At 59.6% G+C, this 24,561-nt stretch carries 21 protein-coding genes; 8 read left to right on the top strand and 13 right to left on the bottom strand.

Annotated elements, in window-relative coordinates; translation table 11 throughout:
- Position 1: 1 nt before the first annotated feature.
- On the bottom strand, positions 2–685 hold the full coding sequence (locus tag ACYQ6M_RS18295) for a S24 family peptidase (RefSeq protein WP_168691208.1): 684 nt from the start codon (positions 683–685) through the stop codon (positions 2–4).
- Between the two features lie 152 nt (positions 686–837).
- On the opposite strand from ACYQ6M_RS18295, the gene ACYQ6M_RS18290 reads away from it, so the two are divergent.
- Positions 838–1,182: a DUF952 domain-containing protein gene (locus ACYQ6M_RS18290; protein ID WP_460074871.1), complete on the top strand. Its 345-nt coding sequence runs from the start codon at positions 838–840 to the stop codon at positions 1,180–1,182.
- The gene (locus ACYQ6M_RS18285) at positions 1,179–2,273 is read left to right on the top strand and encodes a quinone-dependent dihydroorotate dehydrogenase (protein WP_460074869.1); all 1,095 of its coding nucleotides are present in this window, start codon (positions 1,179–1,181) and stop codon (positions 2,271–2,273) included. The genes ACYQ6M_RS18290 and ACYQ6M_RS18285 overlap by 4 nt, the downstream gene beginning before the upstream one ends.
- 12 nt (positions 2,274–2,285) lie before the next feature.
- Here ACYQ6M_RS18285 and ACYQ6M_RS18280 read toward each other — a convergent pair whose 3' ends face one another.
- Positions 2,286–3,638 (bottom strand): MATE family efflux transporter, encoded by a 1,353-nt coding sequence (locus tag ACYQ6M_RS18280; protein WP_460074867.1) that lies wholly within the window; start codon positions 3,636–3,638, stop codon positions 2,286–2,288.
- A gap of 182 nt (positions 3,639–3,820) precedes the next feature.
- Here ACYQ6M_RS18280 and ACYQ6M_RS18275 point away from each other — a divergent pair, with 182 nt between their 5' ends.
- A complete protein-coding gene (locus ACYQ6M_RS18275) occupies positions 3,821–4,768 on the top strand; it encodes a histone deacetylase family protein (RefSeq protein ID WP_460074865.1) in 948 nt (315 codons plus the stop codon).
- Between the two features lie 11 nt (positions 4,769–4,779).
- Here ACYQ6M_RS18275 and ACYQ6M_RS18270 read toward each other — a convergent pair whose 3' ends face one another.
- The 9 genes from ACYQ6M_RS18270 to ACYQ6M_RS18230 all read right to left on the bottom strand — a co-directional run bounded on the left by ACYQ6M_RS18270 (position 4,780) and on the right by ACYQ6M_RS18230 (position 15,242).
- The gene (locus ACYQ6M_RS18270) at positions 4,780–5,826 is read right to left on the bottom strand and encodes a hypothetical protein (RefSeq protein ID WP_460074863.1); all 1,047 of its coding nucleotides are present in this window, start codon (positions 5,824–5,826) and stop codon (positions 4,780–4,782) included.
- A 123-nt stretch (positions 5,827–5,949) separates the two neighbouring features.
- The gene (locus ACYQ6M_RS18265) at positions 5,950–6,225 is read right to left on the bottom strand and encodes a DUF6460 domain-containing protein (RefSeq protein WP_031269649.1); all 276 of its coding nucleotides are present in this window, start codon (positions 6,223–6,225) and stop codon (positions 5,950–5,952) included.
- A 561-nt stretch (positions 6,226–6,786) separates the two neighbouring features.
- The gene (locus ACYQ6M_RS18260) at positions 6,787–7,908 is read right to left on the bottom strand and encodes an AraC family transcriptional regulator (protein ID WP_460074861.1); all 1,122 of its coding nucleotides are present in this window, start codon (positions 7,906–7,908) and stop codon (positions 6,787–6,789) included.
- Between the two features lie 149 nt (positions 7,909–8,057).
- The gene (locus ACYQ6M_RS18255; RefSeq protein ID WP_460074859.1) at positions 8,058–10,268 is read right to left on the bottom strand and encodes a 3-hydroxyacyl-CoA dehydrogenase NAD-binding domain-containing protein; all 2,211 of its coding nucleotides are present in this window, start codon (positions 10,266–10,268) and stop codon (positions 8,058–8,060) included.
- A gap of 18 nt (positions 10,269–10,286) precedes the next feature.
- A complete protein-coding gene (locus ACYQ6M_RS18250; RefSeq protein WP_460074857.1) occupies positions 10,287–10,670 on the bottom strand; it encodes a cupin domain-containing protein in 384 nt (127 codons plus the stop codon).
- A gap of 2 nt (positions 10,671–10,672) precedes the next feature.
- Entirely contained in the window at positions 10,673–11,881 is a 1,209-nt protein-coding gene (locus ACYQ6M_RS18245) for an acetyl-CoA C-acetyltransferase (RefSeq protein ID WP_023001780.1), read from the bottom strand.
- 27 nt (positions 11,882–11,908) lie between these two features.
- Entirely contained in the window at positions 11,909–12,547 is a 639-nt protein-coding gene (locus ACYQ6M_RS18240; RefSeq protein WP_023001779.1) for a glutathione S-transferase family protein, read from the bottom strand.
- A 104-nt stretch (positions 12,548–12,651) separates the two neighbouring features.
- Positions 12,652–14,448: an acyl-CoA dehydrogenase C-terminal domain-containing protein gene (locus ACYQ6M_RS18235; RefSeq protein WP_460074854.1), complete on the bottom strand. Its 1,797-nt coding sequence runs from the start codon at positions 14,446–14,448 to the stop codon at positions 12,652–12,654.
- Positions 14,449–14,780: 332 nt separating this feature from the next.
- Positions 14,781–15,242, bottom strand: coding sequence for a MerR family transcriptional regulator (locus ACYQ6M_RS18230; protein ID WP_023001777.1), 462 nt, complete (start codon positions 15,240–15,242; stop codon positions 14,781–14,783).
- 422 nt (positions 15,243–15,664) lie between these two features.
- Here ACYQ6M_RS18230 and ACYQ6M_RS18225 point away from each other — a divergent pair, with 422 nt between their 5' ends.
- The 5 genes from ACYQ6M_RS18225 to ACYQ6M_RS18205 all read left to right on the top strand — a co-directional run bounded on the left by ACYQ6M_RS18225 (position 15,665) and on the right by ACYQ6M_RS18205 (position 23,199).
- Positions 15,665–19,735 (top strand): peptidoglycan-binding protein, encoded by a 4,071-nt coding sequence (locus tag ACYQ6M_RS18225; RefSeq protein WP_460074852.1) that lies wholly within the window; start codon positions 15,665–15,667, stop codon positions 19,733–19,735.
- A 72-nt stretch (positions 19,736–19,807) separates the two neighbouring features.
- Positions 19,808–20,077 carry a hypothetical protein gene (locus ACYQ6M_RS18220; protein WP_460074850.1) on the top strand — a complete coding sequence of 90 codons (270 nt, stop codon included), beginning with the start codon at positions 19,808–19,810 and terminating at the stop codon, positions 20,075–20,077.
- Positions 20,078–20,155: 78 nt separating this feature from the next.
- Positions 20,156–21,085 (top strand): sulfite exporter TauE/SafE family protein, encoded by a 930-nt coding sequence (locus ACYQ6M_RS18215; RefSeq protein WP_031269647.1) that lies wholly within the window; start codon positions 20,156–20,158, stop codon positions 21,083–21,085.
- Positions 21,082–21,864 (top strand): TIGR02186 family protein, encoded by a 783-nt coding sequence (locus ACYQ6M_RS18210; RefSeq protein ID WP_023001774.1) that lies wholly within the window; start codon positions 21,082–21,084, stop codon positions 21,862–21,864. Before ACYQ6M_RS18215 ends, ACYQ6M_RS18210 begins: the two co-directional genes overlap by 4 nt.
- A 204-nt stretch (positions 21,865–22,068) precedes the next feature.
- A complete protein-coding gene (locus tag ACYQ6M_RS18205; protein ID WP_460074848.1) occupies positions 22,069–23,199 on the top strand; it encodes an AI-2E family transporter in 1,131 nt (376 codons plus the stop codon).
- Here ACYQ6M_RS18205 and ACYQ6M_RS18200 read toward each other — a convergent pair.
- On the bottom strand, positions 23,196–23,483 hold the full coding sequence (locus ACYQ6M_RS18200) for a putative quinol monooxygenase (RefSeq protein WP_152507352.1): 288 nt from the start codon (positions 23,481–23,483) through the stop codon (positions 23,196–23,198). The two genes, ACYQ6M_RS18205 and ACYQ6M_RS18200, sit on opposite strands and share 4 nt — an antisense overlap.
- Positions 23,484–23,594: 111 nt before the next feature.
- Entirely contained in the window at positions 23,595–24,548 is a 954-nt protein-coding gene (locus ACYQ6M_RS18195) for an AraC family transcriptional regulator (protein WP_460074846.1), read from the bottom strand.
- Positions 24,549–24,561: the final 13 nt, after the last annotated feature.

The raw sequence follows: 24,561 nt of genomic DNA, 5'->3' as shown, positions 1-24,561 counted from the left end.
GTTATTGGCTCGCCCAGATAATACGGGCAGTCCACTCGATTGCCGAGTGCTGAAAGCGCACTGACTGTGAATTGTCCCCGATTGTGCAAACCGCCAGGTCTTCGTCGCCTGTCTCCTGCAACGTGTAAAGCGACAACCGGCCACTGTTGAGCTTGATGGCAAGCCTGTCACCGGTGCGAAGGGGCGCGCCGGGAGCAACCACGACGATATCGCCGTTCCTGTAAAGGGGATGGAAGTCTTCGGTGCTGACCTGCAGCGCAAACGCAGCGCCGATTTGGGGAAAGCTGAGACTTTGCCACGTCGCGCCGGCTGGCCGGCCGGCACTGTCGAAGGCATTTCGGTCCGAGGCAGCATCAAACCCTGCAAGGGGCACCAAAGCTGGCGCAGCGTCGGTTGGCCCGCCCGGGGTTTCGACCCTGGCGGCAAACGTGTTCAAGGCTTCGCCGGTTGCGGCCAGCACCTTGGCAAGCGACTCTGTCGATGGCCACCGTGGGCGTCCGTCGCCCGCAACGCGTTTCGACGGGTTGAAAGCGGTCGGATCCAGTCCGGCACGCCGAGCCAGGCCGGACGGCGAAAGCCCGTTCTGCGAGGCGAGGGCATCAATGGCCGCCCAGACCTTTTCATGTGAGAGCACGGCTGCCGTTTCTCCGTATTGGCGCGACAGGAATAAATACCTTTCGCTCATATGGGTTTTCCCGACCAAAATTCAAAAGAAACAGGCTGGAGCCACTTGTGCGGCTTGTTCGCTACGGTTCGGATGAGTAGTGTCCCGACCGGCTGAGCATGCGCCGGGCCTTTGCCTGCCATGCCATCCCCGGCAAGAGGCAAGGCAGACAGATGACCCTGATTTTCAAGATCGTCCCGAAATCCATGTGGCAGGAGGCAACCGACCAAGGCGTTTTCAAGGGCGCGCCGGTGGACCTTCAGGACGGCTTCATTCATTTTTCCGCCGAGGATCAGGTCCGGGAAACCGCTGCAAAGCATTTCGCAGGCCAGCAGCATCTGTTGCTGGCCGCCTTTGATGCTGATGGGTTTGGCGACTTGTTGAAATGGGAAACTTCCCGGGGCGGGGCCCTGTTTCCCCATGTCTATGGCTCGCTGGACCCGAAGGTCGCACTCTGGGTGAAGGAACTGCCGCTTTCACCGGACGGGTTACATGACTTTCCGGAGCTGGATCAATGATACCGCCTTTCCTTGAAAACGTTGCACTGAGAGGCCTGCAGTGCCTGGACGCCGAGACTGCGCACCGTGCGACTGTTGTGGCTTTGAAATCCGGTCTGTTGCCGCCGCGCCGGAAAGTGTCTGACCCGCGCCTTGCAGTGAAGCTCTGGGATCTGACCTTTCCCAATCCGCTCGGAATGGCTGCAGGGTTCGACAAGAACGGCGAAGTGCCCGATGCGCTGCTGAAGTTGGGGTTCGGATATACCGAGGCAGGGTCGGTCACCCCGAAGCCGCAGCCCGGCAATCCGCGGCCGAGGGTGTTCCGCTTGCCCGCAGACGAAGGCGTGATCAACCGCTATGGATTCAACAACGAAGGCCACGCAGCCTTGCGCCAGCGGCTTGAAGCCCGCCGGCGGTTGACAGGAATCGTCGGCATCAATGTTGGCGCCAACAAGGAAGCAACCGACCGGATTGCCGACTACGTCGCCGGTATCACCGCATTCGCCGATATGGCGTCTTATTTCACCGTCAACATTTCTTCACCCAACACACCGGGACTGCGCGACTTGCAGGCCCGGTCCGCACTTGCCGATCTGCTGACCGCCGTGATCACGGCGCGGGACGAGTGCACGCAGACGTTTGGGCGCAAGGTTCCTGTGCTCTTGAAGATCGCGCCGGACGTTGCTGATGAGGACCTGCAGGATATTGTCGAGGAAGTGCTCGCCAAGAGCGTCGACGGCCTGATCGTCTCCAACACGACGATCGGACGAGACGGCCTGAGCGGCAAGGGGCCGGCACAGGAAACCGGAGGCTTGTCGGGCAAGCCCCTGTTCCGGAAATCGACCATCATGCTGGCGCGCGCACGTAAACTGGCCGGACCGGACCTGCCGATCATCGGTGTCGGCGGTATCGACAGTGCGGAAACCGCCTGGACCAAGATCACGGCGGGGGCAGACCTGTTGCAGCTCTATTCTGCCCTTGTGTTCAAGGGTGCGGGGCTGATTGACGAGATCCTGAGCGGCCTTTCTGCAAAACTGGACCAGCACGGGATTGCATCGCTGCGCGACGCGCGGGATGCCAATGTCGATGCCTGGGCATCGGAAACGGCTTAGATACAGCTGTTCTTATGTTTTGCCGAACGTCTCGGCTGCCCGCTTTCTGCAGGCGGCCAGCAATGTCAGGCCACGCGTTCCGAAGAACAGCAGGAAGGCGAGCCAAAGACCGTGGTTCCCCAGGATAGGAAACAGAAGGTAATAGGCAGCCAGGTAAACGACGAGCGACAACAGCATCATGTTGCGCATGGTCGATGACCACGTAGCGCCGATAAAGACCCCGTCCATCTGGAATGCCAGCACGCCGAAGACTGGGGTCAGTATCGCCCACACAAGATAGGTCGACGTTACCTGACGGACATCTTCTGCCGTCGTCATGAAATCGATCATGTACTGCCCGAAAAACCAGAACAGCGTCGACAGGATCCCCGCCAGGGCGAAGCTCCACAGTGCTGTCAGTTTCAATGCGCGGTCGAAGGCGGGCCGGTATCTTGCCCCGACCGCGCGGCCCGCAAGCTGTTCCGCCGCAGTTGCCAGGCCATCCAGAAAGAATGCAGCCAGCATGATGAACTTCTCAAGCAAAGCGTTTGCGGCCAATACGGTGTCACCCTGGTCTGCCGAACGCGCCGTGAAAAACGCGAAGGCGAAGAGAAGGGTGAAGGAGCGGATCATGATGTCCCTGTTGACGGCCATCATCCGCACCAGCAGGCGGCGGTCGAAAATCACCTGAAAAACCGGCCAGGACGTCTTGCCGGTGGTGAAGACGACCAGGCAGACACCCAGTGCCGTTGCCGCGATTTCACTCAGGACAGTTGCCAGCGCGACACCTTCCACGCTCCAGCCGAAACCGATGACGAACCAGACACTGAGGCCGATGTTGAGCCCGTTCAGAACGAGCTGAAGCACCAGCCCTGTTCCTGCGCGCCCGAGGCCGATGAACCAACCGAGCATGGCATAGTTGGCAAGGAGAAAAGGGGCACTGTAGACGCGGATGTCAAAGTAGCGGCTCGTTGCGGCCTGCACATCCGCACTGCCTCCCAGGAACCAGAGCCCGATTTCCCGCAAGGGTGCTTGCAAGAGGATGACCAGGAGACCGCCGATGGCCGCAATCACGAAGGCGCGCAGCAGTGTTGCCCTGACTTCTTCTTCGTTCTGGGCACCGAAAGCCTGGGCTGTCAGGCCTGTCGTCCCGGACCTCAAGAAGTTGAAGGTCGTGAACACCAGGTCGAAGATGATCCCGCCTATGGCAATCCCGCCAAGCAGAGCCGGGTCGCCAAGGCGGCCGATCACGGCCATGTCGACGATGCCGAGCAGGGGCGTCGACAGATAGGCGAGCGTCATCGGAATGGCGATGGCAAGAACAGTGCGGTGGGTAACCGCAAACGCCAGTTTCGGCCGCTCGCCGGTTGCTGAAAGTTGGGACATCGATGGCTCGCTTCGAGAGGAAGACCTTCATGTCTGCCTTGCCTCGGCACGTCAATTCATTTCGGCACATACCGGGTATTCACGGACATGGCTGCCGAATTTGCACTGAGCCGTAAAATTCGGATCTGCGGTGTCGTTCAAAGGGGTGCCCGTGGCGCCGGCGCGCCTTATATTGCGCACAGATGACCCTGCCTATCGTTCACCATCCGGCCTACTGCGCCGACCTTCCCGCCAATCACCGGTTTCCGATGGACAAGTTCCGTGCCGTCGCCGAGTTGATACGGCAGGAAGGGCTTCTCGGCGACAGCGCCTTTTTCAGGCCTCGTCCCGCTCCCTTCGAGTGGGTCGCACTCGCGCATGATCCTGCCTATGTGGATCAGGTCTTCAATGCCCGGGTGCCGGAAAAGGTGGCGCGGGAAATCGGTTTTCCGATGCGCGAGGACATCGCCCTGCGGGCGCGCTGTGCAACGGGCGGGACTGTGTTGACGGGATATCTGGCGCTGGAACACGGCATTGCCTGCAACACCGCCGGCGGCAGTCATCATGCCCGGCGAGCACACGGAGCCGGGTTCTGCGTCTTCAACGACGTCGCAGTTGCCATCAAGGTGTTGCAGGCGGACGGCGCCATCCGCAAGGCGCTGGTGGTCGACCTGGACGTGCATCAGGGAGACGGCACCGCGGACATCTTTCAGGGCGACCCGGATATCTTCACTTTCTCGCTTCATTCGGAAAAGAACTACCCCGTGCGCAAGGTCCCTTCCCATCTCGATATAGGTCTTGCAGATGGGACGAGTGACGAAGTCTATCTTGCTGTTCTGGAAGAGGTTCTGCCTGACCTGCTGCGCCAGGGGCCCTGGGACATCGTTTTCTTCAATGCCGGCGTCGATCCCTATGCCGGTGATCGTCTCGGAAGACTGTCGCTTTCACGCGACGGTCTTTGCAGGCGTGACCGCTATGTCATCGAAACGGTGCGAAAGGCGGACGTGCCGCTGGCGGGTGTTCTGGGTGGAGGCTATTCGACGGATATCGACGAATTGGCCGATCGCCATGTGACACTGCATCGAACAGCCAAGGCCGTTATGGCTGAAGATTTCACTATGGTCGCCGCCAATGAACAGGTGGCCGGCTAAAGCCAGCCGGTTCACACCAGGATATCGGACACCTGCAGGGAGACCGATGTCGAACCGGTTGCGGTCGAAACCCCGTCCGTACCCGCAGGGTTCGCGGTGGAAGCTGGGTCTGACTGCGCGCTGAAATTTGAGGCCCTCAGTGCCTTGACGCCGTCCTTGAGATCGGCACGGACGTCTTTCAGATCTTTTTTTGTGTCGCGCTCATCGCGCTTGAGCAGGCGTTCTATCTGTTGGGCAAGAGATTTGATGTCCTCAGCCATCTTGGCGAGGGCTTCCTTGTCGCCCTGCAGCCCGGACCTGCGGCTTGCGGCGAGTGCCTTGTTCGTTTCCTGTTGCTGTTCTGTGTAGGTCAGGACAGCCGCTTTCAGGTCTTCCCGCCAGCTGTCCGGTTCCTGTGCGCCTGCGGAAGAACCATCCTGCTCCACTCCGGTCTGAGCCTGACCCGTCGCCTGGCTCTCCGGTCCCGAAGTCGCAGCACTCGTTTCAGATCCGGATACCGGAATTTGTGTCTCGGGACTGCTCGCTGCCGCAGACACAGTCTCGACCAATGCGGAGGTTGCATTAACCTGCGTCCCGGCACCGGTTATGATATCTGCTGTGGCGGCGATGTTTGAAGCACCTGAAAGAACACCCGTGCCGACGCCTCCACCGCTCAAGCCCTGACCTGCCGACTTGAGGTCCTGGGAGGCGGACTTGAACTCCTTGGAGATCTGTTTCAGCTCCTTGAGCAGACGCTTGGCCTGCTCCGGCGTTGCGAACCGCAGCATTTCCTTGAGCCGTTCGATGCGCTTCTGGACCATCTCGATCTTTTGCCTGCGCATCGCATCCTTGTTGTTCTCTACCGAGCGGGCGAGGCCGTCGCTGAGCTCAACAGAATCCTTGTAGGTTTCGAAGAGGGATTTTGCCTTGTCCTCGTCGTCGGCCGAACCGTTGGCCCCCAGAAACGTGGTGAGCGTTTGTGCGGCAGCAAGCGAACCTGAGCGATTGCCCGCACCAGAACCCGCGCGGGCGTAGGCCTGGTAGGAGGTGGCAAATTTCGATGTTGCGATGGCGGACATGCAAGGGCCCCTTAAGGCTCGGGGAGGTTCCGCCAGTTTCAGTTAATTATGATTAAGAAAGGGTTAATTTCCCGCAAGGGTTGCGTGCTTGCCTTAAGTGACAAACGCAGTCCTCTGCCGGGACTAGCGGTTTCGACCCATGGCCAGAATGCGAGTAACCAGCCAGATCGGGACAACCACCATTGCACCGATAACCAGATACTTGCCCAGGCGTCCAAGGGCGTTGAAACCCATGTTCCACAGGCGTTCGACAAAATCGATCGACATGGTGATCAGGTCGAGCGGGTCGAGGTTCAGCGCGGACAGGATAATGCCGACAACGAAGGACAGGAACACAAGCCGCAAAAGCACCTGGGCTGGTGAACCTCCCAGAAAACGGCTCAGGCCGGTGTCGGACATATGTGTCTCCTGCATGACGTTGCTTACCATTCCTGGCCAGAAGTTAGGAATATTCGGTGTCGATTACAATGAGGCCTGGCAAGCACGGCGGCAACTCCAGTTCGTGCGAAGGCCGTTTGTAAAATTTCTTATTAATTAAGTTTGGTGTCGTAATTCGTAAAGTTCTGTTCGCTTCCTGCCAAAGACGCAGCGGCCCTGCTGGCGTATTAAACTTTCAGGAATGTGCATCTAGATTGTTTGCGGCCACCCACAACCGCGACGGTCTGCCTTCCTCTACCTGCGGTGAAAGACAGCCGCCGGACCGGCACAAGTGCTGAACCGGCAAAAAAGGCGCGCACACTGCAGGATGGGCCAGCCGCCATCGACCCGTCCTGTTCTTCATGCAAATGAAAGAGCAGCCGAAAGCGGTATTGGCGGGTTCAGTCGAGTGTTCTCGACGGAACCGCCGGCAACAAGAATGATCTCTGGCACGGTGGTGACAAGCCCGTAACCGCCGTGCCGCAATTCTCAAGCCATCACAGCTTCGCGGTGACCAAGCCCTGTCAGAGGCTGGAGACGAAATCATTTTGTGGCAGCGGATTGCCGAACAGCGGAGGGTGTCGCCACCGTGACCCTGGAGCGCTGCATCGGTTGCTTGCGCCCCGTCGTGGAATTAGCAGCAGCAGGAGATCTGGAGCGGGGGGCATCCCGAACCTTCTTGGGGGAGACGCCAAACCATGTCTTCACGGCGCGCGAAAAGGTGCTCAGTTCCGAAAAGCCGAGGAGATAGGCGATCTCCTTCATGGGAAGGTCCGTTCCCAGAAGATATCGTTCGGCTGCGGAACGTCGTACTTCCTCGCTTAGCTGACGGAAGCTGGTGCCTTCCTTTTCCAGAAGCCTCTGCACCGCCCTCTGCGACATGCCAAGTTTCGCTGAAATGAGCGGCAGGGTGCATGTCCCGGTCGACAGACTGGCGGAAACTTCATTGGCAATGCGCGACAGCGGAGATTCAAACTGGCCGAACCTTTCCAGTTCCGAATTCGCAGACGTCAGGATGATCTCGTAAAGGTGGGCGTCGTGGCGCCGGAGCGGGCGGGAGAGCAACGTTTTCGGAAACGAAATCCTGTTGCGGGTCGCGCCGAACTTGATCCGGCCCTGATATTTCTTCTGAAAATTGGACGTGCAATTTGGTTGTGAGGTCGCGAGCTCGATAAGGATTGGCGGCGCTTTCATGTCGAGTGCATGTTCAATCTGCTGGGTCGCCCAGCCGATGCGTCCGAACACGTTCTGTCGCCATTCACCGCGTCCTTCAAGGATAGGCCATTCCACGAAGCCGCCGGTCTCGTCTTCCTCGAAAATCACCCGATAGGCATTGGTTCTGATCGGACTGAACTTCGCCCAGGCCTGACAGGCCTCCCGAAGTGACGGAGCGCAGGCAAACAGATAGTCGAAGATTGAAAAGCAGCCGATGTCGATCGTGTTGAACAGATCGAACATGACGGCGTCATCGCCCAGGACATCGGCGATATGTTCAAAAACGGCATGCCAGGCGGCTATCGGCACGGTACCTTGCGGGTCGTCCAGGCTGGCGAGATCGAATTCATAGTCCCTGGCCATTTGAGGCCAGTCCAGATTGGCGTTCGAACAGATGTCGCGCAGAACGCGGAAGACATCCGAGCGCGCCCATTCGCCATCTAGCGGCATTCGTATCTCCAGCCTGCCCATGCTTAATTCCAAGCAGAACTGTGCATGACAAGTCACGCCGGATCAAGTTTTGTCGTAAAATGCTAACAATTGCTGGCGAATGCGATAGGGCGATGCCGCTCCCGTTCGGAAGCGGCATCGGTTGTCGATCAGGCTGCGTCCTTGACCTTCGCTTCGGCTTTCGGCGGGAATTTGCCGTAGAACGTCTCGTTTTCCTTGGCCATGTCCTTCAGCAGCTTGTTCGGCTTGAAGCGCGGTCCCCACTTGCGGGTGAACTTCTTGCACAAGTCGACAAAAGTCGGCGTGCCCATCATGTCGATATAGCTGAGCGTACCGCCGGTATAGGGCGCGAAGCCGAAGCCAAGGATGGAGCCGACATCGGCTTCACGCACGTCCGTCAGGCACTTTTCCTCGAAGATGCGGGCGGTTTCGAGCGCCTGCATCACCAGGAGACGCTGCTTGAGTTCTTCGATGTTGAAGCTCTCTGCGGGTTTCGGCTGACCGGTGACTTCCGGAATGCCGGGCCACAGGCTCTTGTCCTTGCCCTTGTAGTCGTAAAAGCCCTTGCCGTTCTTGCGGCCGAAACGCTCCTGCTTCACCACCATCTCTTCCAGGATGTTGTCGAGCGGGCCTTCGACATATTTGACGCCGAGGTCCTTGCGGGTGGCGGAAACAATCTTCCAGGCAAGATCCAGCGCCACTTCATCGCCAAGCGACAGCGGTCCGACCGGCATGCCGGCCATCTTGCCCGCATTCTCGATCATGGCCGCCGGAACGCCGTCCGCAAGCATCATCAGACCTTCGCGAATATAGGTCATGACGACACGCGAGGTATAGAAGCCGCGGCTGTCATTGACGACGATCGGGGTCTTCTTGATGGCCTTGATATAGTCGAGCGCCATGGCAAGTGCGCGGTCGGAGGTGCGTTTGCCGAGGATCACTTCCACCAGCATCATCTTGTCGACAGGCGAGAAGAAGTGAATGCCGATGAAGTTCTTTGGTCGCTTGGACGCCTGCGCCAGCGAGGTGATCGGCAGGGTCGAGGTGTTGGAAGCATAGATGGCACGAGACTTCATCACCGCCTCGGCGCGCTCCGTCACCGTCTTCTTGATCTCACGATCTTCGAAGACGGCTTCGATCACCAGATCGCAATCTGCCAGGGCTTCATAATCGACGGTGGCGGTGATCTTCGACAGCAGCTTTTCCTTCTGCTCCTCGCTCGCCCGGCCACGCTTGATCGCCTTGGTGATCAGCTCTTCTGAATGAGCCTTGCCCTTGTCGGCAGCTTCCTGGTCGCGGTCGATCAGCACGACGTCGATGCCCGCCTGTGCCGTGACATAGGCAATGCCTGCACCCATGAAGCCTGCGCCGAGAATGCCGATCTTGCGGATCTTGTTTGGACGCTGATCCACCGGGCGGCGGGCCAGCTTGTTCAGCTCCTGCATGGAGACGAACAGCGAGCGGATCATGTTGGCGGCTTCCGGGGCCTGCAGCACCTTGGCGAAGTAGCGGCTTTCCACCTGAAGCGCGAGATCCATCGGCAGCTGCAGACCTTCGACGACGGAGCGCAGCAGGTAGCGGGCACCCGGATAGTTGTCATAGGTCTCGCGGCGGTAGATCGCATTGGCGGCCGGCCAGAACTGGAAACCGGCAGGGGAATAGACCTTGCCGTTTGGCAGCTTGTAACCCTTCTTGTCCCAGTCCTTGACCGGGTCGAGGCCTGCCTTCAGCATCTTCTTGGCGGCGGCGACCAGTTTCTTGGTCGGGGCGACTTCATCCACCAGTTTCATCTGTTTGGCCTGGGGTGCCCGCAGGGTGCGGCCCTGGAGCAGGAACTGCATGCCCTGCTGTCCGTCCGTCATGCGCATGACACGCTGGGTGCCACCGGCGCCCGGAAAGAGGCCTACCTTGACTTCCGGCAGACCCATCTTCAGGCCTTCGTCAACGACGCGGCCATGACAGGCCAGTGCCAGCTCGGTACCGCCGCCCATGCAGGTGCCGGCAACGGCGGCGACGAAGGGTTTGCCGCAGGTTTCCAGCTTGCGGTAGACCTGAGAAAGCTTGCGCGATCCTTCGAACAGAGCCTTGGCCGCAGCTTCCGCGTCGTTACCGCGCTTGATGTGGAAGTCCTTCAGAAGCCCTTCCAGCATGGTCAGGTCGGCACCACCGGAAAAGGCGGACTTGCCGGACGTGATCACGGCCCCCTTGATGGCGTTGTCACTTGCCACCTGGTCGACAATCGCATCCAGCTCGTCCATGACCGACAGATCGATGACGTTCATCGATTTTTCCGGCATGTCCCAGGTGATCAGGGCAAAACCGTCCTCATCGGTTTCAACGGTGAAATTCTTGTAGCTCATTTGATGGTCCTCCTCGGGTCAGGCGCCGGTCGACTGCAGATGGGCGCGCTGTTGCGCAGCCGTCTTCGTGCCGTCGACGACAACGTCGCCGGTGTGTTTGGTCTCTGCGGGTTCGAACAGCATCACCCAGCATTCGTCTTCTGCGAGCGGATTGTGCTCGACGCCCTTGGGCACGACGTGCATGTCGCCGGCGTTCAGGACGACATCGTCCCGGTCGCGGTAGCGGATGGTGAGGCTGCCCTTGATGATGAAGAAGAGCTCGTCCTCGTCCTGGTGGTCGTGCCAGGCGAACTCGCCTTTCAGCTTCGCAAGCTTGACGCTCTGGTCGTTGACGTCGGCCACCACACGCGGCGACCAGTAGTCAGTGATCTGGGCGAATTCCCTGTCGATGTTGCTGATCATGATCAGACCCGCTCGATGATGGTCGCTGTTCCCATGCCCGCGCCGATACACAGCGTGACGAGGGCGGTGTTGAGATCGCGGCGTTCCAGTTCGTCGAGCACGGTGCCAAGGATCATGGCGCCGGTGGCTCCGAGAGGATGGCCCATGGCAATCGCACCGCCGTTGACGTTGACCGTTGCCGGATCAAGATCGAAGGCTTGCTGGTAACGCAGGACGACGGAGGCAAAGGCTTCGTTGATCTCGATGAGATCAATGTCCTTGATGTCCATCTTGGCGTTTTTCAGTAGCTTTTCGGTAACATCCACCGGGCCGGTCAACATCAGGGCCGGTTCGGAACCGATATTGGCGAAAGCCTTGATGCGGGCACGCGGCTTCAGGCCGGAGGAACGGCCTGCGGTGCTGGAACCGATCAGAACGGCGGCAGCTCCATCGACAATGCCGGAGGAGTTACCGGCGTGGTGCACATGGGTGATCTTTTCGATTTCCGGATGCGCCTGGATGCCGACCGCATCGAAACCGCCCATGTTGCCCATCATTTCGAAGGAGGGGTTGAGCGAGGCGAGCGACTGCATGTCGGTTTCCGGCCGCATGTGCTCGTCCCGGTCAAGAATGGTGATGCCGTTGACGTCCTTCACCGGCACGACGGATCCGGAGAACCGGCCATCTTCCCAGGACTTGCCGGCGCGCTTCTGGCTTTCCACCGCATATGCATCGCAGTCATCGCGCGAAAAACCGTATTTGGTGGCAATCAGATCAGCCGAGACGCCCTGGGGCATGAAATAGGAGGGGATGGCCACCTGCGGCTCGATCGGCCAGGCACCGCCGGAAGCGCCAAGGCCGACACGGCTCATGCTTTCCACGCCGCCGGCGATTACCAGCTTGTGCTGGCCTGCCATGACCTGGGCCGAAGCCATGTTGACCGCGTCGAGACCGGAGGCGCAGAAGCGATTGATCTGCATGCCCGGAACCGACTTGTCGTAACCGGCCGCAAACACCGCCGCACGGGCAATGTCGCCTCCGGCTTCCCCGACCGGGTCGACACAGCCCAGGACGACGTCGTCCACCCGGGTCGTGTCGAGACCGTTCCGGTCGCGGATCGCTTCCAGCGCGGTGGCTGCAAGCCGGACGGCGGGCACTTCGTGCAGCGAACCGTCCTTCTTGCCGCGTCCGCGCGGCGTGCGCACGTGGTCGTAGATATAGGCTTCGGGCATCAGATCCTCCTCTAGATCGGATTGGCCTCAGGTCTTATCCGGCAAGGGATGGCCGGGCATGAGGTCGTAAGGATGTTTCCAGCCGGGCAGAGCCTTGATCCGCCCCAGCCACTTGGTGACATTCGGATAAGCCTCGAGATCGATCCCGAGCTCACCTTCGTAAAAGAGGTAGCTGCACAGCGAGAAATCCGCGCTTGTCGGCTTCTTGCCGATGGCGAAGTCATTCTTCGCGAAATGCTTGTCCAGGATGGCAAGGGCGGATTTCGACCGCCCGTCGAGCCATTTGACCACGTCCGTCTCGCCGGTCTTCATCAGTGTGCGCAGGAAGCGCAACGGACCGAGCAAGCCGGAAACCTTCTGGTTGTCGAAAATCGTCCAGCGCAGGATTTCCCGCCGCTCTTCATCGTTTTCCCAGCCAAAGGCGCCGAACTTCTCGGACAGGTCGTCCATGATGACGGCGGACTGGGTCAGGATGTCGTCACCATGCACAAGCACCGGTACTTCACCCATCTCGTTCAGCGTGTCCCGGAATTCTTCGGTTCGGGTGGCCCCGTTGAAGAAGTCGACCCACTCCGGCTTCCAGTCGGCGCCGCACAGCTCCAGCATCAGGGCCACCTTGTAGGAGTGTCCCGACTGGGCCATGCAGTGAAGAACGTATTCAGCCATAACTTGAAATTCCCCTCGCAAATCAAATTGGAACGCGACTATAGCCGCCGGTTTCGATTTGCGGGCTCAAATTTCCGCCATCAGCGAGCTGGCCCCCGGACGCTTTAAAAAGCGTCCGCGGCAACCGACATCATGGTTTCGGACCCGGACGAGATTCGGGCAAGATGCGCGCCCGTTTCCGGCAAGGTGCGTTCCATGAAGAAACGCCCGAAGGTCAGCTTGGTTTCCAGCCATTCGGCCTTTTCGCCTGCGCCTTCCGCGACCTTTTCCTGAATGGCCTTTGCGATCTTCGCCCACATGTAGCCAAGGGCAACAAGCCCGAAGAGATGCATGTAGTCGACGGAGCCGGCGCCGGCGTTGTCCGGATTCTTCATGGCGTTGTTCATGAACCACATGGTCGCGGCCTGAAGATCGTCCATGCCTTTCTTCAATGGCCCGGTGAAGGCGGCAAGGGCTTCGTTGTCCTTGTTCTCCTTCAGGAATGTATTGACCTCGTTGAAGAAGCTCATGACAGCCCGACCGCCGTTCGCGGGCAGCTTGCGGCCGACGAGGTCCAGTGCCTGGATGCCGTTGGCACCTTCGTAGATCATGGCAATACGGGCATCGCGAACGAACTGCTCCATGCCCCACTCGCTGATGTAGCCATGGCCACCGTAAAGCTGCTGGGCATTGACCGCATTTGCAAATCCGGTGTCGGTCAGAACGCCTTTGAGCACAGGTGTCATCAGCCCCATCATGTCGTCGGAGAACTGCTTGGACTTTTCGTCGTCGGACCTGTGCGAGACATCGCCATGAAGCGCGGTCCAGATGACGAGAGCACGGGCCGCTTCGTTGAACGAGCGGATTTGCATCAGGGTGCGGCGTACGTCCGGATGCACGATGATCGGGTCGGCGGGCTTGTCCGGGTTTTTCGGTCCGGTGAGGGCGCGGCCCTGGATGCGATCCTTGGCGTAGATGACGGCATTCTGATAGGCGACCTCCGACTGGGAGAGCCCCTGAACCGCAACGCCGAGGCGGGCCTCGTTCATCATGGTGAACATGGCGCGCAGGCCCTTGTTCTCTTCGCCGACCAGCCAGCCGGTGGCATCGTCGTAGTTCATCACGCAGGTGGCGTTGCCGTGAATGCCCATCTTGTGCTCGATCGAGCCGCAGGAAACGCCATTGTTGTCTCCCACCGAGCCATCGTCGCCGATCGCGTTGCGGGGCACGACAAACAGCGAAATGCCCTTGGTGCCTTCCGGGGCGCCCTCGATGCGGGCCAGCACCAGGTGGATGATGTTTTCCGCCATGTCGTGCTGACCGGCTGAGATAAAGATCTTGGTACCGGTAATCTTGTAGGAACCGTCGGCTTGCGGCACCGCCTTGGTGCGAATGAGGCCTAGATCCGTTCCGCAGTGCGGTTCGGTCAGGTTCATGGTGCCGGTCCAGGTTCCGGCGATCATGTTGGGAAGGTATGTCTGCTTCTGATTATCCGTGCCGTGGATCGTCAGGGCCGCAACGGCCCCTGCAGTCAGGCCCGGGTACATGGAAAAGGCCATGTTTGCCGAAGAGGCAAATTCATTGAAGACGGTGGTCAGAGTATGCGGCAGGCCCTGTCCGCCGTAATTCGCGTCCGCCGACAAGGTACCCCAGCCGTTTTCGCAAAACGCCTTGTAGGCTTTCAGAAAGCCTTTTGGTGTCGTGACCGTGCCGTCGTCGTTGCGCGTGCAGCCTTCGCTGTCGCCGGTCTGGTTCAACGGCTGGAGAACTTCTTCCGCGAACTTGCCACCTTCGCGCAAGATCGCTTCCACAAGGTCGAGAGGTGCATCGGAAAAACCTGGCAGGTTGGAATATCGGTCATAGCCGAACACGTCCTTCAACAGGAAAAGCGTGTCATCGACGGGAGCGGTATAGCTCGGCATGGAAATCCTCCCAGATCTGCCGTTTATGTCTCGACCTTACGTTTCCGTAAACGTCACCTTGAGACCTATATACGCGTGTTGTTATTGCCCGGCAAGTGGTGTCCCAACGGAAGGGTTGTCAAAAAAATACGCCTAAAACATGCTGATGGGAATGATTTCCGAAGGTCCCGTACGCGAAATCGTGTTGCGACGTGTCGTTTTTGGGGAATTTCACAGTATTTGGAAAAAGGGTGTCAATTCTCGCAAAAATTGCAAGTTGGCGGACGCACCAACAAAAACCGCCGGCGTTGCCGCCAGCGGTTTCAAAACTCTGAGGTCGAAAGGAAAGGGACTTATGCCTCTTCCGCTTCCTTGTGCTTCAGCATGCCGGAAACGATCTCGACAGTGCGCGACAATTCCTCGATGGCCTGTTCGATGTCCTTGCGCTGATCTTCCAGAACGGCGATCTGCTCGTTGAACTTGGACAGCGCGACGCGGAGCTGCGTCACCTGACCGTCGCGCAGGTCGTAAAGGTCGAGCATGTCGCGGATCTCGGACAGGGAGAAGCCAACGCGTTTGCCCATCAGTACCAGTTTCAGGCGGGCACGGTCGCGGCGGTTATAGACGCGGTTCAGGCCGTCGCGCTTGGGGTTGAGCAACCCCTTGTCTTCGTAAAAGCGCAGCGTGCGCAGGGTGCAGTCGAATTCTTTCGCCAGGTCGCCGATTGTGAACTGGGTTTTCTTTGTGCTGTCGTCGTTTGCGGACACAACGTCCACAAGATCGTCTTCATTGAGGATCGAAAGCGCTTCGCTCATAGCAGTTTGTTCTCGTTTTGCAGCCGTTGTCCGGCTCATCGTTGATGTTTTGCAGTTTTCGAAACCCGCTCCGAAGACATGATCTCCAGTGCGTTCTCAGGCGATGCGGTTGTGTGCACAGTGGCTCAGCCGGTTTCTTGCGCACTGTTTAGCTTACGTTTGCGTTAAGGTCCAGTCACGGAAGGTCGCAGGGGAAAAATTCGTTAACGCAGCGTTTGCCGATTCGCGTCACCCTGATCGCGTGAACATCGGATTTTCATTCGAAAACGGTCTGTTTTCGCATTTAGCAAGGCCAATTAACGGCCTGTTTACCCTAAAACGACAAAGTCTTTCAAAACGCTGTGCCTGTCCCGTCCTCGACGGAATCATGGCGCAGCCTGTTTCATCAGCGGTCTGAATGACCGTCAGCCCAGGGTCAAGAGATGCCGGCTTGGAAGAAAAACGAGGCAGGACGCCGCGGCCGTGATGCGTATGAAGGCGACGACTTTTACGATGCACCACGCCGCGAGCCGGCGCGAAACCGCATAGAACGGTTGACGCGCACTGCAACGGCGCTTGGCAAAAATGACCGTTATCCCTCCGAGGAACGTGACGAGGATCTCGACGCCGTGGCAGACGAGCTGGACCGGCTTCTGGCCGACCAGGCGGAACCACGCCGGCCCGAAGTGCGTCGGCCGGAGCCTCACCAGTCTGCGCCGCGCCGCAGGGTGTCTCGCCGCGAGCCGGGCATTGATGAAGTCATGGGTGCGCTCGACCGATTGGACGAACAGGTGCAGGGGCTTGCGAGCCCGGACCCGCGGGAAGACTATCGTCAGGAGCATCGCGCGGACTACCGGGATGAGCCGCTTCGGCCGGCGCCGAAGCCACGTCCTCGCCCGGGAAGCTATGCCATCGACAATCTGCCGGCTGACGAACCCTATTATGACGAGGATGATGCCTACGAAGCGCAATATGCGCCGCAGCCCTCTCGCCAGCGCGACCGGGACGTACGCTCCAGAAGCGAAGCGTCCATGCATATCTACAAGGACCTTGGCCGCCGAATTGACGCATTGAGAGCGCCGCAGGAACAGGCCTTCAATCAGGTTCGCGATGAGCTTGGTTCGCTGCGCGAGGCACTTGGCGGCCTGTCGCGCGGCACCAACGAAACCGTGAGCCGGCAGAATGCGGAACTGCGTCGCCTGTCCGACATGGTCGAGCGTCTGCGTGCCGACAAGAAGAACGACCAGCTGGCCCGCGAGATCCGCAAGGAAGTCGCCGACCTGAAGGACATGGTCGGCCGCACGAACGTGGAAGGGGCACTCCAGACCCTGGAGCACGGGTATGCCCATATCCTGCAGCGCCTTGATGAATTGTCCCGTGCGTCTGTAGATCCCCGCGTCCTGCGCGGTGTGACCGCGCGCCTCAATGAAATCGAGGACGCCTTTGCCGCGCTGCCGCGGTCCGAGCACATGATGGTGCTGGAAGACCGGGTCGTCAGCATTGCCGAACGTATGGAAGAGCTCCTGCAGCGCAAGGGCCATGCCGATATCGAACCGCTTCGCGCGGAACTGCGTGAAGTGCGCGGCTTTGTCGAACAGATCGATATCAAGGGTCTTGTCGAGGGTATCGATGACCGGATGAAATTCGTGTCCGGCCGCCTTGACGATCTGGAAGTCCTGGCCCGGGAACAGCGCGGCCTGGACAGCCGTCTGTCCGCCATGGAACAGCGCATGCCCGAGCCGGAAACGATCTCCAGGCTGCAGGGCCGCCTGGAAGACATCGTCGGCATGATGGCCGACGACCGTGCAGCTCCGGTGGACACTCAGCATCTGGGTCAGGTTGACCGGCGCCTCGACGAAATCGTTGACCGTCTCGAGAGGATGGAGCAGGCAGGTCCGCTTCCGTCGACCGACACGGGCGCCTTTGCAGCGCTGGAACAGCGTCTGGAAACGATCTCCGGCAAGATCGACGCGATCGAAAAGAAGTCTGCGCGCCCCGTGCCGGTTCTGGATGCAGCCGCGATGCGGTCCGGCGGCAATGCGCCGGACACCAAGTTCATGGCCCAGCTTCAGGAGCGGTTGAACGATCTGACTGCTCGTCTGGATCAGCCGAAAGACACGGTCACGACATCGGACCTCGACAAGCTGCGCGCGGAGATCGGATCCATGCGTGCCAGCGTGTCGGCACCGGCATCGACAGAAGCGCTCGAGCAGCGGATTGCCGATCTGGCACAGATCGTGTCGAAGGGGGCCGAAGTTACCGACGACAGCCGCTTCGAACAGCTTGGAGCCAAGGTTGCCGCGCTCGCGGAACAGATCGAAAGCACGTCCACTCAGGCGTTCAGCATGGAGCAGTTCTCACCGTTCCTGGAGCGGATCGAGAAGGGCCTGGAAAAAACCCGCTCGGACGTTGTGGGCATCGCCCGCGAAGCGGCAAGGGAAGCGATCGAAAGCGCACCGGCACCGAGAAACGGCCAGTACGATCAGGCCATCACGGAGCTTCAGTCCGATCTGAAGCGGTTGCTTGACGCTGCTGAAGGTACTGACGAACGGACGCGGAACACCTTTGACGGGGTCAAGTCCGTGCTGGGCTCTCTGACCGAGCGCCTGGACAACCTGGAACGTGCCGACCACTTCGGTGAAACGCCGTCCTCCAGCTTCTCCCCTATCAAGGTTGATGAACCGGCCCCGTTGTTCTCCAAGGCCCCACAGGCCAGGAAGACGGAAGGCGAGCAGCAGTCCGCTGATGCACCGCAGGCACCGCGAGCCGATGACCGGACCCGTGATCGCAAGGCAGACTTCATCGCAGCTGCCCGCCGTGCAGCACAGGCAGCTTCGGCGGAAGCTGCCCAGCTGGAAAAGCGGCAGAAGGTAACGGAAGAACCTGAAGCTGCCGACGAGGAACGCGGCAAGGCCCGTGTCGGCTGGCTGCGCAACGTTCTCAAGCGCGACAAGTCCGCTGCGAAGGAAGACAAGGCCGAACCGGTCGGAGATCTGGAGCTGAATGCCGAGGACGTTGCCGATCAGGCGTTTGAAACCCAGGATTCTGCCGTTCTGCCGGGTGATCGCCCGGCACCGGAAGCTCCGCAGGCCTCCAGCGGCCGTCGTCGGGCCATTCTCTATACAGCTGCCGCCGTTGTCCTGTTGATCGGAACACTGCAGGTGTTCCGCCTGGCAACCGGTGGCCCGGAAGAGGCCGATCAGCTTGCCGCGAACACGCCGGAAACCGTTGAAGCGATTCCTGCGCCGGAAATGGCAGACGCTGCTCCGGCACAAGCCGACGTGCAGCCGGACGTTGAGGTTACTAGCGAGGTCGCTCTGGCAGAAAGCCGCGGCGTCGGATCTGCGGCCGAAGGCGCAGAAACCGGGGCTGTCAGCGCGATGCCGGACGAGACAGCCGACACGATGTCAGAACAGGCCCCGGCTGTTGCATCAGCGCAGTCCGCGCCGCCGCATACGACACCGGTCACAGAAAGCAGCAATGTTGAGGCTGCTTCCGCGTCCGGTCCGCTTGCCCCTGAAACCGAACTGGCGTTCGCGCCGCCCGCAGGCGTTGCAAGCAGCTTCGGCGAAGCAGGTGAAAGCACTGTGTCCGGGTTCCAACCGGCAAGCGAAGCCGGCGCCCCGGCAAGCCTCCTTGCAAACCTGCCGCCGGAAGGCGTTGGCCCGATGGCGCTGCGTAGCGCTGCTGCCAGTGGCAATGCGGCTGCAGAATTCCTGGTGGGTGTGAAATTCACCGAAGGCAGCGGTGTATCGGCGGATCTGTCCAAGGCAGCAGTCTGGTATCAGAAAGCGGCCGACAAGGGACTTGCGCCTGCCCAGTACAGGCTCGCAAGCCTCTACGAAAAAGGCCGTGGTGTCGACAAGGACCTGCCGAAGGCAAAGGCCTGGTATTCCAAGGCAGCCGAAGCCGGTAATGCGAAGGCCATGCATAACCTCGCGGTTCTTTATGCCGAGGGAGGTGGTGAACAGCCCGACTATGCAGCTGCTGCCAAGTGGTTCGAAGAAGCCGCCAATTTCGGTGTCAAGGACAGCCTGTTCAACCTGGGTATCCTCTATGCCGGAGGCATAGGCGTCGATAAGGACCTGGTAGCCAGCTACAAATGGTTCGCGATAGCGGCCGATCAGGGCGATCCGGAAGCAGCCAAGCGCCGCGACGATGTCGCCAACATGATGGATCAGGAAACCCTGGCCAATGCCCGGCTCGCGGTCGAAAACTTCAAGCTGAAGACACCGAACGCGGCGGCCAACAAGGTGACGATGGAGCCGGGTTGGGTGGACAGCGCTACATTGCCGGCGGAAAAGGTGTCGATCCAGGCGCCCGACAACACGGCCATGGTCAAGGAAGCCCAGGACAAGCTCAACTACCTTGGTTTTGACACCGGTACCCCGGACGGCCAGATGGGTCCGCGCACCCGCAGCGCGATCCGCGCCTTCCAGCGGAGCATCGGAATGCCGGAAACCGGAGAAGTCGACAACCGTCTGCTGGAAGAGTTGAAGAGCCAGGCGATCTAGACCATCCCTTGGTGTATCCGGGGTGGGCGCGACAAACGGCGACCTGATGAAACAAGCACCCAGCCAGGCCAGATGCCCGGCTGGGTGTTTTCACATTGCGGCCCGCATTGTTTTTTCCAGGTGACACGAAATGGAGTTTTCTTCGGTAACGGCGCTACAGGCAATTTGCCGATGGAAAAGGCAGAGCCTGAATCCAGTCAGATATTCGAACGTGAAGCCCTATGGGCGTGGTTTCAAAAACAGACCGGAACGCGGGATATTTGCGCAACGCAATGGTCGAATTCCGCCTGGCACTTGTCTAAAATCGGCGAACCGAACCAAACAGACCTGCTGGCCGGTTGACATGCTGGACTCTACAGGTCTTTAACCATTTCATCGTAATCTTTACGCAGTCATTTCTGCAGATTTCCGGTTGATCCCGTGCAATTATACCTGCCCATAGCCGAGATTCCGGTGAATATCTTCGTGATATTCGGCATGGGCGGCGCCGTGGGTTTTCTGTCGGGGCTGTTCGGTATTGGCGGTGGCTTCCTGCTGACACCGCTTTTGATCTTCTCCGGTATCCCGCCAGCGGTTTCCGTTGCCACTGTCACCACGCAGGTGGTTGCCTCTTCGTCATCGGCTGTCGTCACCTATTGGCGACGAAAGGCCATCGACCTGAAACTCGGCACAATCCTGCTCTGCGGCGGTGTTATAGGGTCGTTTATCGGCGTCATATTGTTTGAGGTTCTGCAGTCCATCGGTCAGCTGGATGTCGTGATTTCGCTGTCCTATGTGACGTTCCTGGGCGCCATTGGCGGCCTGATGCTGTTCGAATCCATCCGTGCCATCCGTCGGCGCAAGTCCGGCGTTGCGCCCAAAGCCCGCAAACCCGGACAGCATAACTGGATCCACGGGCTGCCGCTGAAGGTCCGTTTCCGGCGCTCCAAGCTTTATGTGAGCATCATCCCGGTTGTCGGCCTTGGCGCGATCATCGGCTTTCTCGGCACGATCCTGGGGATCGGCGGCGGCTTCATGATGGTGCCTGCGCTGATTTACCTGCTGCGCGTGCCCACCAGCATCGTCATCGGCACATCCCTGTTCCAGATCCTTTTCACAATGGCAGCCGCGACCGTGTTCCATGCCATGGGCACGAAGACTGTCGACATCGTTCTGGCCATGACGCTGATGGTCGGCGGTGTGATCGGAGCCCAGTTCGGGGCTCGCATGGGCCAGAACCTGCGCGGCGATCAATTGCGTCTGCTGCTTGCGCTTCTGGTCCTGGCTGTCGGCTTGCGCTTTGCGGTCGACCTGCTGCTGACGCCGGACGATTTCTATTCCATCGCGATCCGGAAGGGGGCAGGGGCATGAGCCGGCTGATCCTGCTTCTGTCGATTGTCGTTGGCCTGGTAACCGGCGCTGCAGCCCAGAGCCGGCCGAACCAGGAACTGGTGACGTCCCTGTCCTCGGATCTGATCTCGATCCAGTCCAATTTCACGGGCACGGAAATCGTCATCTTCGGGCAAGCCAGCAACATCGAGCGCCAACCCAACGATCCGAGCGGCTATGAACTGGCCATCGTCGTGGAGGGACCACCGCAGGACATCACCACGCGGCGCAAGGGCCGTTTTCTGGGCGTTTGGGTGAACCGGGAGGCCGAGCGGTTCCAGAACGTTCCTTCCTACTACGCGGTCGCCAGCACCATCAATATCGGCAACCTTGCGAACCGCACGGTTCTTGACGACCTTGGTATCGGCCTCAACCACATCAACCTGGCTGTCTCGGGCGTTTCCAATGTCGCTCTGTCAGACAGGGATGATTTTCGCCGCGCCTTCGTCCGGCTGCGGGAGCAGATGGGTCTTTACTCGGAACAACAAACCTCGATCACCTTTCTGACCGACACAATGTTCCGAACCAATATTCCCCTGCCAGCCAACATCCCGGTGGGCGACTACAAGGTCAAAAGCTTCCTCTTCCTCCATGGCGAGGTGGTAGCCCAGACGGAGCAGACGCTGGCTGTTGCCAAAAGCGGTTTCGAACAGGTCACCTTTGAACTGGCGCAGTCCTATCCGTTCTTCTATGGCCTCCTCGCGGTGTCACTGGCCATTTTCACAGGCTGGCTCGCCGGTGTGATCTTCCGCAAGGACTAGGCAGACCCGATCTCGGCCCGCCCGATCTCGGCCTGCCTGAGTTTGCCTTCTCGAGCCGATTGTGTCCTACCGGTCTTACCCATCTGACTGACCGTCGAATGTTATCGTCGGAAACCGCATGTTTGCGCACTTTCCGCTGGCGCTTGCCGCCGCCGCGGCTATTCTCGAGTCCAAAGATTTTTCAGGCTGTTGGGGCAGGCGGACATGACAGAAGAACCCTCATCCACACCACGGGTGGAAACAGTTGTGAAACCTGACCCGACACTGGATGCAAAGGTCATCGATATCGCCATCCGCCTCGGCGTTCTGGGGCTCTTTGCCTATTTTTCACTTCAGCTCGTCGCGCCGTTCTTTCTGTTCCTGGTCTGGGCGGTGGTGCTGACGGTCGCACTCTATCCGGTGTTTGACTGGCTCGCCGCCAGGCTTGGTGGACGAAAGGTTCTGGCAGCAGTCCTGATAACGCTCTGCTGTCTTGCAATCGTGATCGGTCCCGTTGCCGTGTTGATCGTCAGTCTCGTGGACACGCTTCAGGGCTGGTACCACGGCATGGCGAACGGCGTCCTCAAGCTGCCGCCCCTGCCTGAGAAACTCGCCGGGTTGCCGGTCGTCGGTGCCAAGATTTCCGAATTCTGGCAACTCGCCGGTCAGGGGCTGGAACAACTCCTGGCCAAGGTCGGGCCGACGCTGGTGCCGGCCGGCAGCCGCATCCTCGGTGTTCTGGCTTCGCTCAGTGGTAGCGTGCTGTTCTTCATCGTTTCCATCATACTCGCAGGTTGCCTGTTTGTGCCGGCCCCGTCTCTGGCAAAGGGCAGCAAGCTGTTTGCCGACCGCATCATCGCGCCGCGCGGATCGGAATTTGTCGATCTGGCCGGTGCCACCATCCGCAACGTCTCGCGCGGTGTCATCGGTGTTGCTGTCGTCCAGGGGCGGCTGACGGGGATCGTGCTGATAGCGTTTTCCGTGCCGCTTGCCGGCGTCCTGACCTTCGTGGCGCTGATCCTGTGCATCATCCAGATTGGTCCGGCACTGGTGATAATTCCCACGATCATCTGGGCCTGGAGCTCCTGGGAACTGGTGCCGGCACTCCTGTTCACTGTGCTGATGGTTCCGGTGATGCTCATTGACAATGTCCTGCGGCCAATCCTGATGTCCCGTGGCCTGGATGTGCCGATGCTGGTGATCCTGATCGGCGTTCTCGGCGGCACCATTGCCTATGGCTTGATCGGTCTCTTCCTCGGGCCCGTCATCCTGGCGGTGTTCTACGAACTGATCATTGCTTGGGTGAAGGCGGGCGAGAAAAGGCCGCCTGAAGTGACGACCTTGCCCGATCGCTAGAGCGTCTGAAAATAGCCACTTACCGGATCTTCGGCGAGATGGCCGGAAATCATGGCCCAGGTTCCATCAGCAATCAGTCCTTCGATATGTGCCTTGTGGATTGCTTCGTTTTCCCAGCTTTCGACAAGCGTGAAGCGGCATGCATCATCCAGGTCCTTCAGAACCTCGACACCCTGACATCCGGACACGCCCTGAAGATCGGCCGAAACCGAGTGCATGATGGTTTCAAACGCCTCTTGCCGGTCCTTGAGAGCGTTGAATTGAACGACAACTTTGATGGCCATGGGGGATCCTTTCCGCGTCGGCTGTATGTTGTCGGCATGGGATAAACAGCCAAGGCAGCTGGCGACAGGTCCATTCCTGCTGAACGGCTGCCCGATCCTGCGGAACTTTCCTCAAGTATCGTTCTGGCGAGGCGGGTCCAGAGTTTCGGCATATTGGCGCGGAGCCAAACCGAAAGCGGATTTGAAATCACGCGTGAAGTGGGACGTGCTTGCATAGCCGGCAGCCTCGGCTGCACGGGCCACGCTGGCGTTTGACGTCAGTAGGTGTTGCCGGGCGCGGTCGAGACGTACCTGCTTGCGGTATTGAAGCGGGGACTGACCGAACAGAGCAGTGAAACCATGTGCGAAATGGGAGGGGCTCATGGCAACTTCGGCTGCGATTTCGGCAATCGTCAGGTCCGGTCGTGCCGCATGGGTCTCGATATAGCGCAAGGCCTTGACCAGCCTTTCGTCCCTTGCACTGACCAGGGTCCTCAAGACGCCAAAGGCGTCGGACCGCAGGATCCGGTAACAGATTTCCTGCAGGCATAGCGGTGCCAGAACATTGCAGTCGGCTGGATCCCGAAAAGAGGTCACGAGGCGCAGCAGCGAACCGGCGAGTTCATCGTCCAGTGGTTCACAGGAGATAAGCGCACCTTTGGCCGGGGAAGACGCATGGGCATCGGTTTCTGCAAGGCGAACCAGTGTTTGAGCAATCAGCTCAGGTGACAATTGCAGTTTGAGGGCCAGATAGGGCTTTGCAGGTGTGCCCTCGACAACTGCGCTGTAAGAAGCGTCACCATGAAACGCGATCACGTGGCCGGGGTCATTGACGATCTGCTTGTCACCCAGGCAAACGCGTTTCAGCCCGGAGACGGCAACGGCGACGGAAAGTCCCTTGTTCCGGCCTCGGTGATAGGGAAGGCATTCCGACAGTTTCAGAGCCCAGACGGAGCCGAGTGGGGACGGAGTGACCCCTTCCGTTTTCGCAAACTTCCGAACGGCATCACTCAGTGCAGCGATTGCCGGCGAAGCACTGTCGGTCTGGACGGAGTGGCAAGCTTGTACGGGAGAATTCGTCAGCATAGCTCTGGCTTAG

The sequence above is a fragment of the Roseibium sp. ROS1 genome (assembly GCF_054658215.1).
This window is presented reverse-complemented; position numbering and strand designations above follow the sequence as displayed.

Excerpts from the sequence above, each read along its gene's own strand:
- ACYQ6M_RS18250 (WP_460074857.1), bottom strand. The coding sequence starts at position 10,670 with ATGATCAGCAACATCGACAGGGAATTCGCCCAGATCACTGACTACTGG.
- ACYQ6M_RS18265 (WP_031269649.1), bottom strand. The coding sequence starts at position 6,225 with ATGTCCGACACCGGCCTGAGCCGTTTTCTGGGAGGTTCACCAGCCCAG.
- ACYQ6M_RS18205 (WP_460074848.1), top strand. The coding sequence starts at position 22,069 with ATGACAGAAGAACCCTCATCCACACCACGGGTGGAAACAGTTGTGAAA.
- ACYQ6M_RS18195 (WP_460074846.1), bottom strand. The coding sequence starts at position 24,548 with ATGCTGACGAATTCTCCCGTACAAGCTTGCCACTCCGTCCAGACCGAC.
- ACYQ6M_RS18200 (WP_152507352.1), bottom strand. The coding sequence starts at position 23,483 with ATGGCCATCAAAGTTGTCGTTCAATTCAACGCTCTCAAGGACCGGCAA.
- ACYQ6M_RS18255 (WP_460074859.1), bottom strand. The coding sequence starts at position 10,268 with ATGAGCTACAAGAATTTCACCGTTGAAACCGATGAGGACGGTTTTGCC.
- ACYQ6M_RS18235 (WP_460074854.1), bottom strand. The coding sequence starts at position 14,448 with ATGCCGAGCTATACCGCTCCCGTCGATGACACGCTTTTCCTGTTGAAG.
- ACYQ6M_RS18225 (WP_460074852.1), top strand. The coding sequence starts at position 15,665 with ATGCCGGCTTGGAAGAAAAACGAGGCAGGACGCCGCGGCCGTGATGCG.
- ACYQ6M_RS18230 (WP_023001777.1), bottom strand. The coding sequence starts at position 15,242 with ATGAGCGAAGCGCTTTCGATCCTCAATGAAGACGATCTTGTGGACGTT.
- ACYQ6M_RS18285 (WP_460074869.1), top strand. The coding sequence starts at position 1,179 with ATGATACCGCCTTTCCTTGAAAACGTTGCACTGAGAGGCCTGCAGTGC.
- ACYQ6M_RS18240 (WP_023001779.1), bottom strand. The coding sequence starts at position 12,547 with ATGGCTGAATACGTTCTTCACTGCATGGCCCAGTCGGGACACTCCTAC.
- ACYQ6M_RS18210 (WP_023001774.1), top strand. The coding sequence starts at position 21,082 with ATGAGCCGGCTGATCCTGCTTCTGTCGATTGTCGTTGGCCTGGTAACC.
- ACYQ6M_RS18290 (WP_460074871.1), top strand. The coding sequence starts at position 838 with ATGACCCTGATTTTCAAGATCGTCCCGAAATCCATGTGGCAGGAGGCA.
- ACYQ6M_RS18260 (WP_460074861.1), bottom strand. The coding sequence starts at position 7,908 with ATGCCGCTAGATGGCGAATGGGCGCGCTCGGATGTCTTCCGCGTTCTG.
- ACYQ6M_RS18280 (WP_460074867.1), bottom strand. The coding sequence starts at position 3,638 with ATGTCCCAACTTTCAGCAACCGGCGAGCGGCCGAAACTGGCGTTTGCG.
- ACYQ6M_RS18275 (WP_460074865.1), top strand. The coding sequence starts at position 3,821 with ATGACCCTGCCTATCGTTCACCATCCGGCCTACTGCGCCGACCTTCCC.
- ACYQ6M_RS18245 (WP_023001780.1), bottom strand. The coding sequence starts at position 11,881 with ATGCCCGAAGCCTATATCTACGACCACGTGCGCACGCCGCGCGGACGC.
- ACYQ6M_RS18295 (WP_168691208.1), bottom strand. The coding sequence starts at position 685 with ATGAGCGAAAGGTATTTATTCCTGTCGCGCCAATACGGAGAAACGGCA.
- ACYQ6M_RS18270 (WP_460074863.1), bottom strand. The coding sequence starts at position 5,826 with ATGTCCGCCATCGCAACATCGAAATTTGCCACCTCCTACCAGGCCTAC.
- ACYQ6M_RS18220 (WP_460074850.1), top strand. The coding sequence starts at position 19,808 with ATGCCCGGCTGGGTGTTTTCACATTGCGGCCCGCATTGTTTTTTCCAG.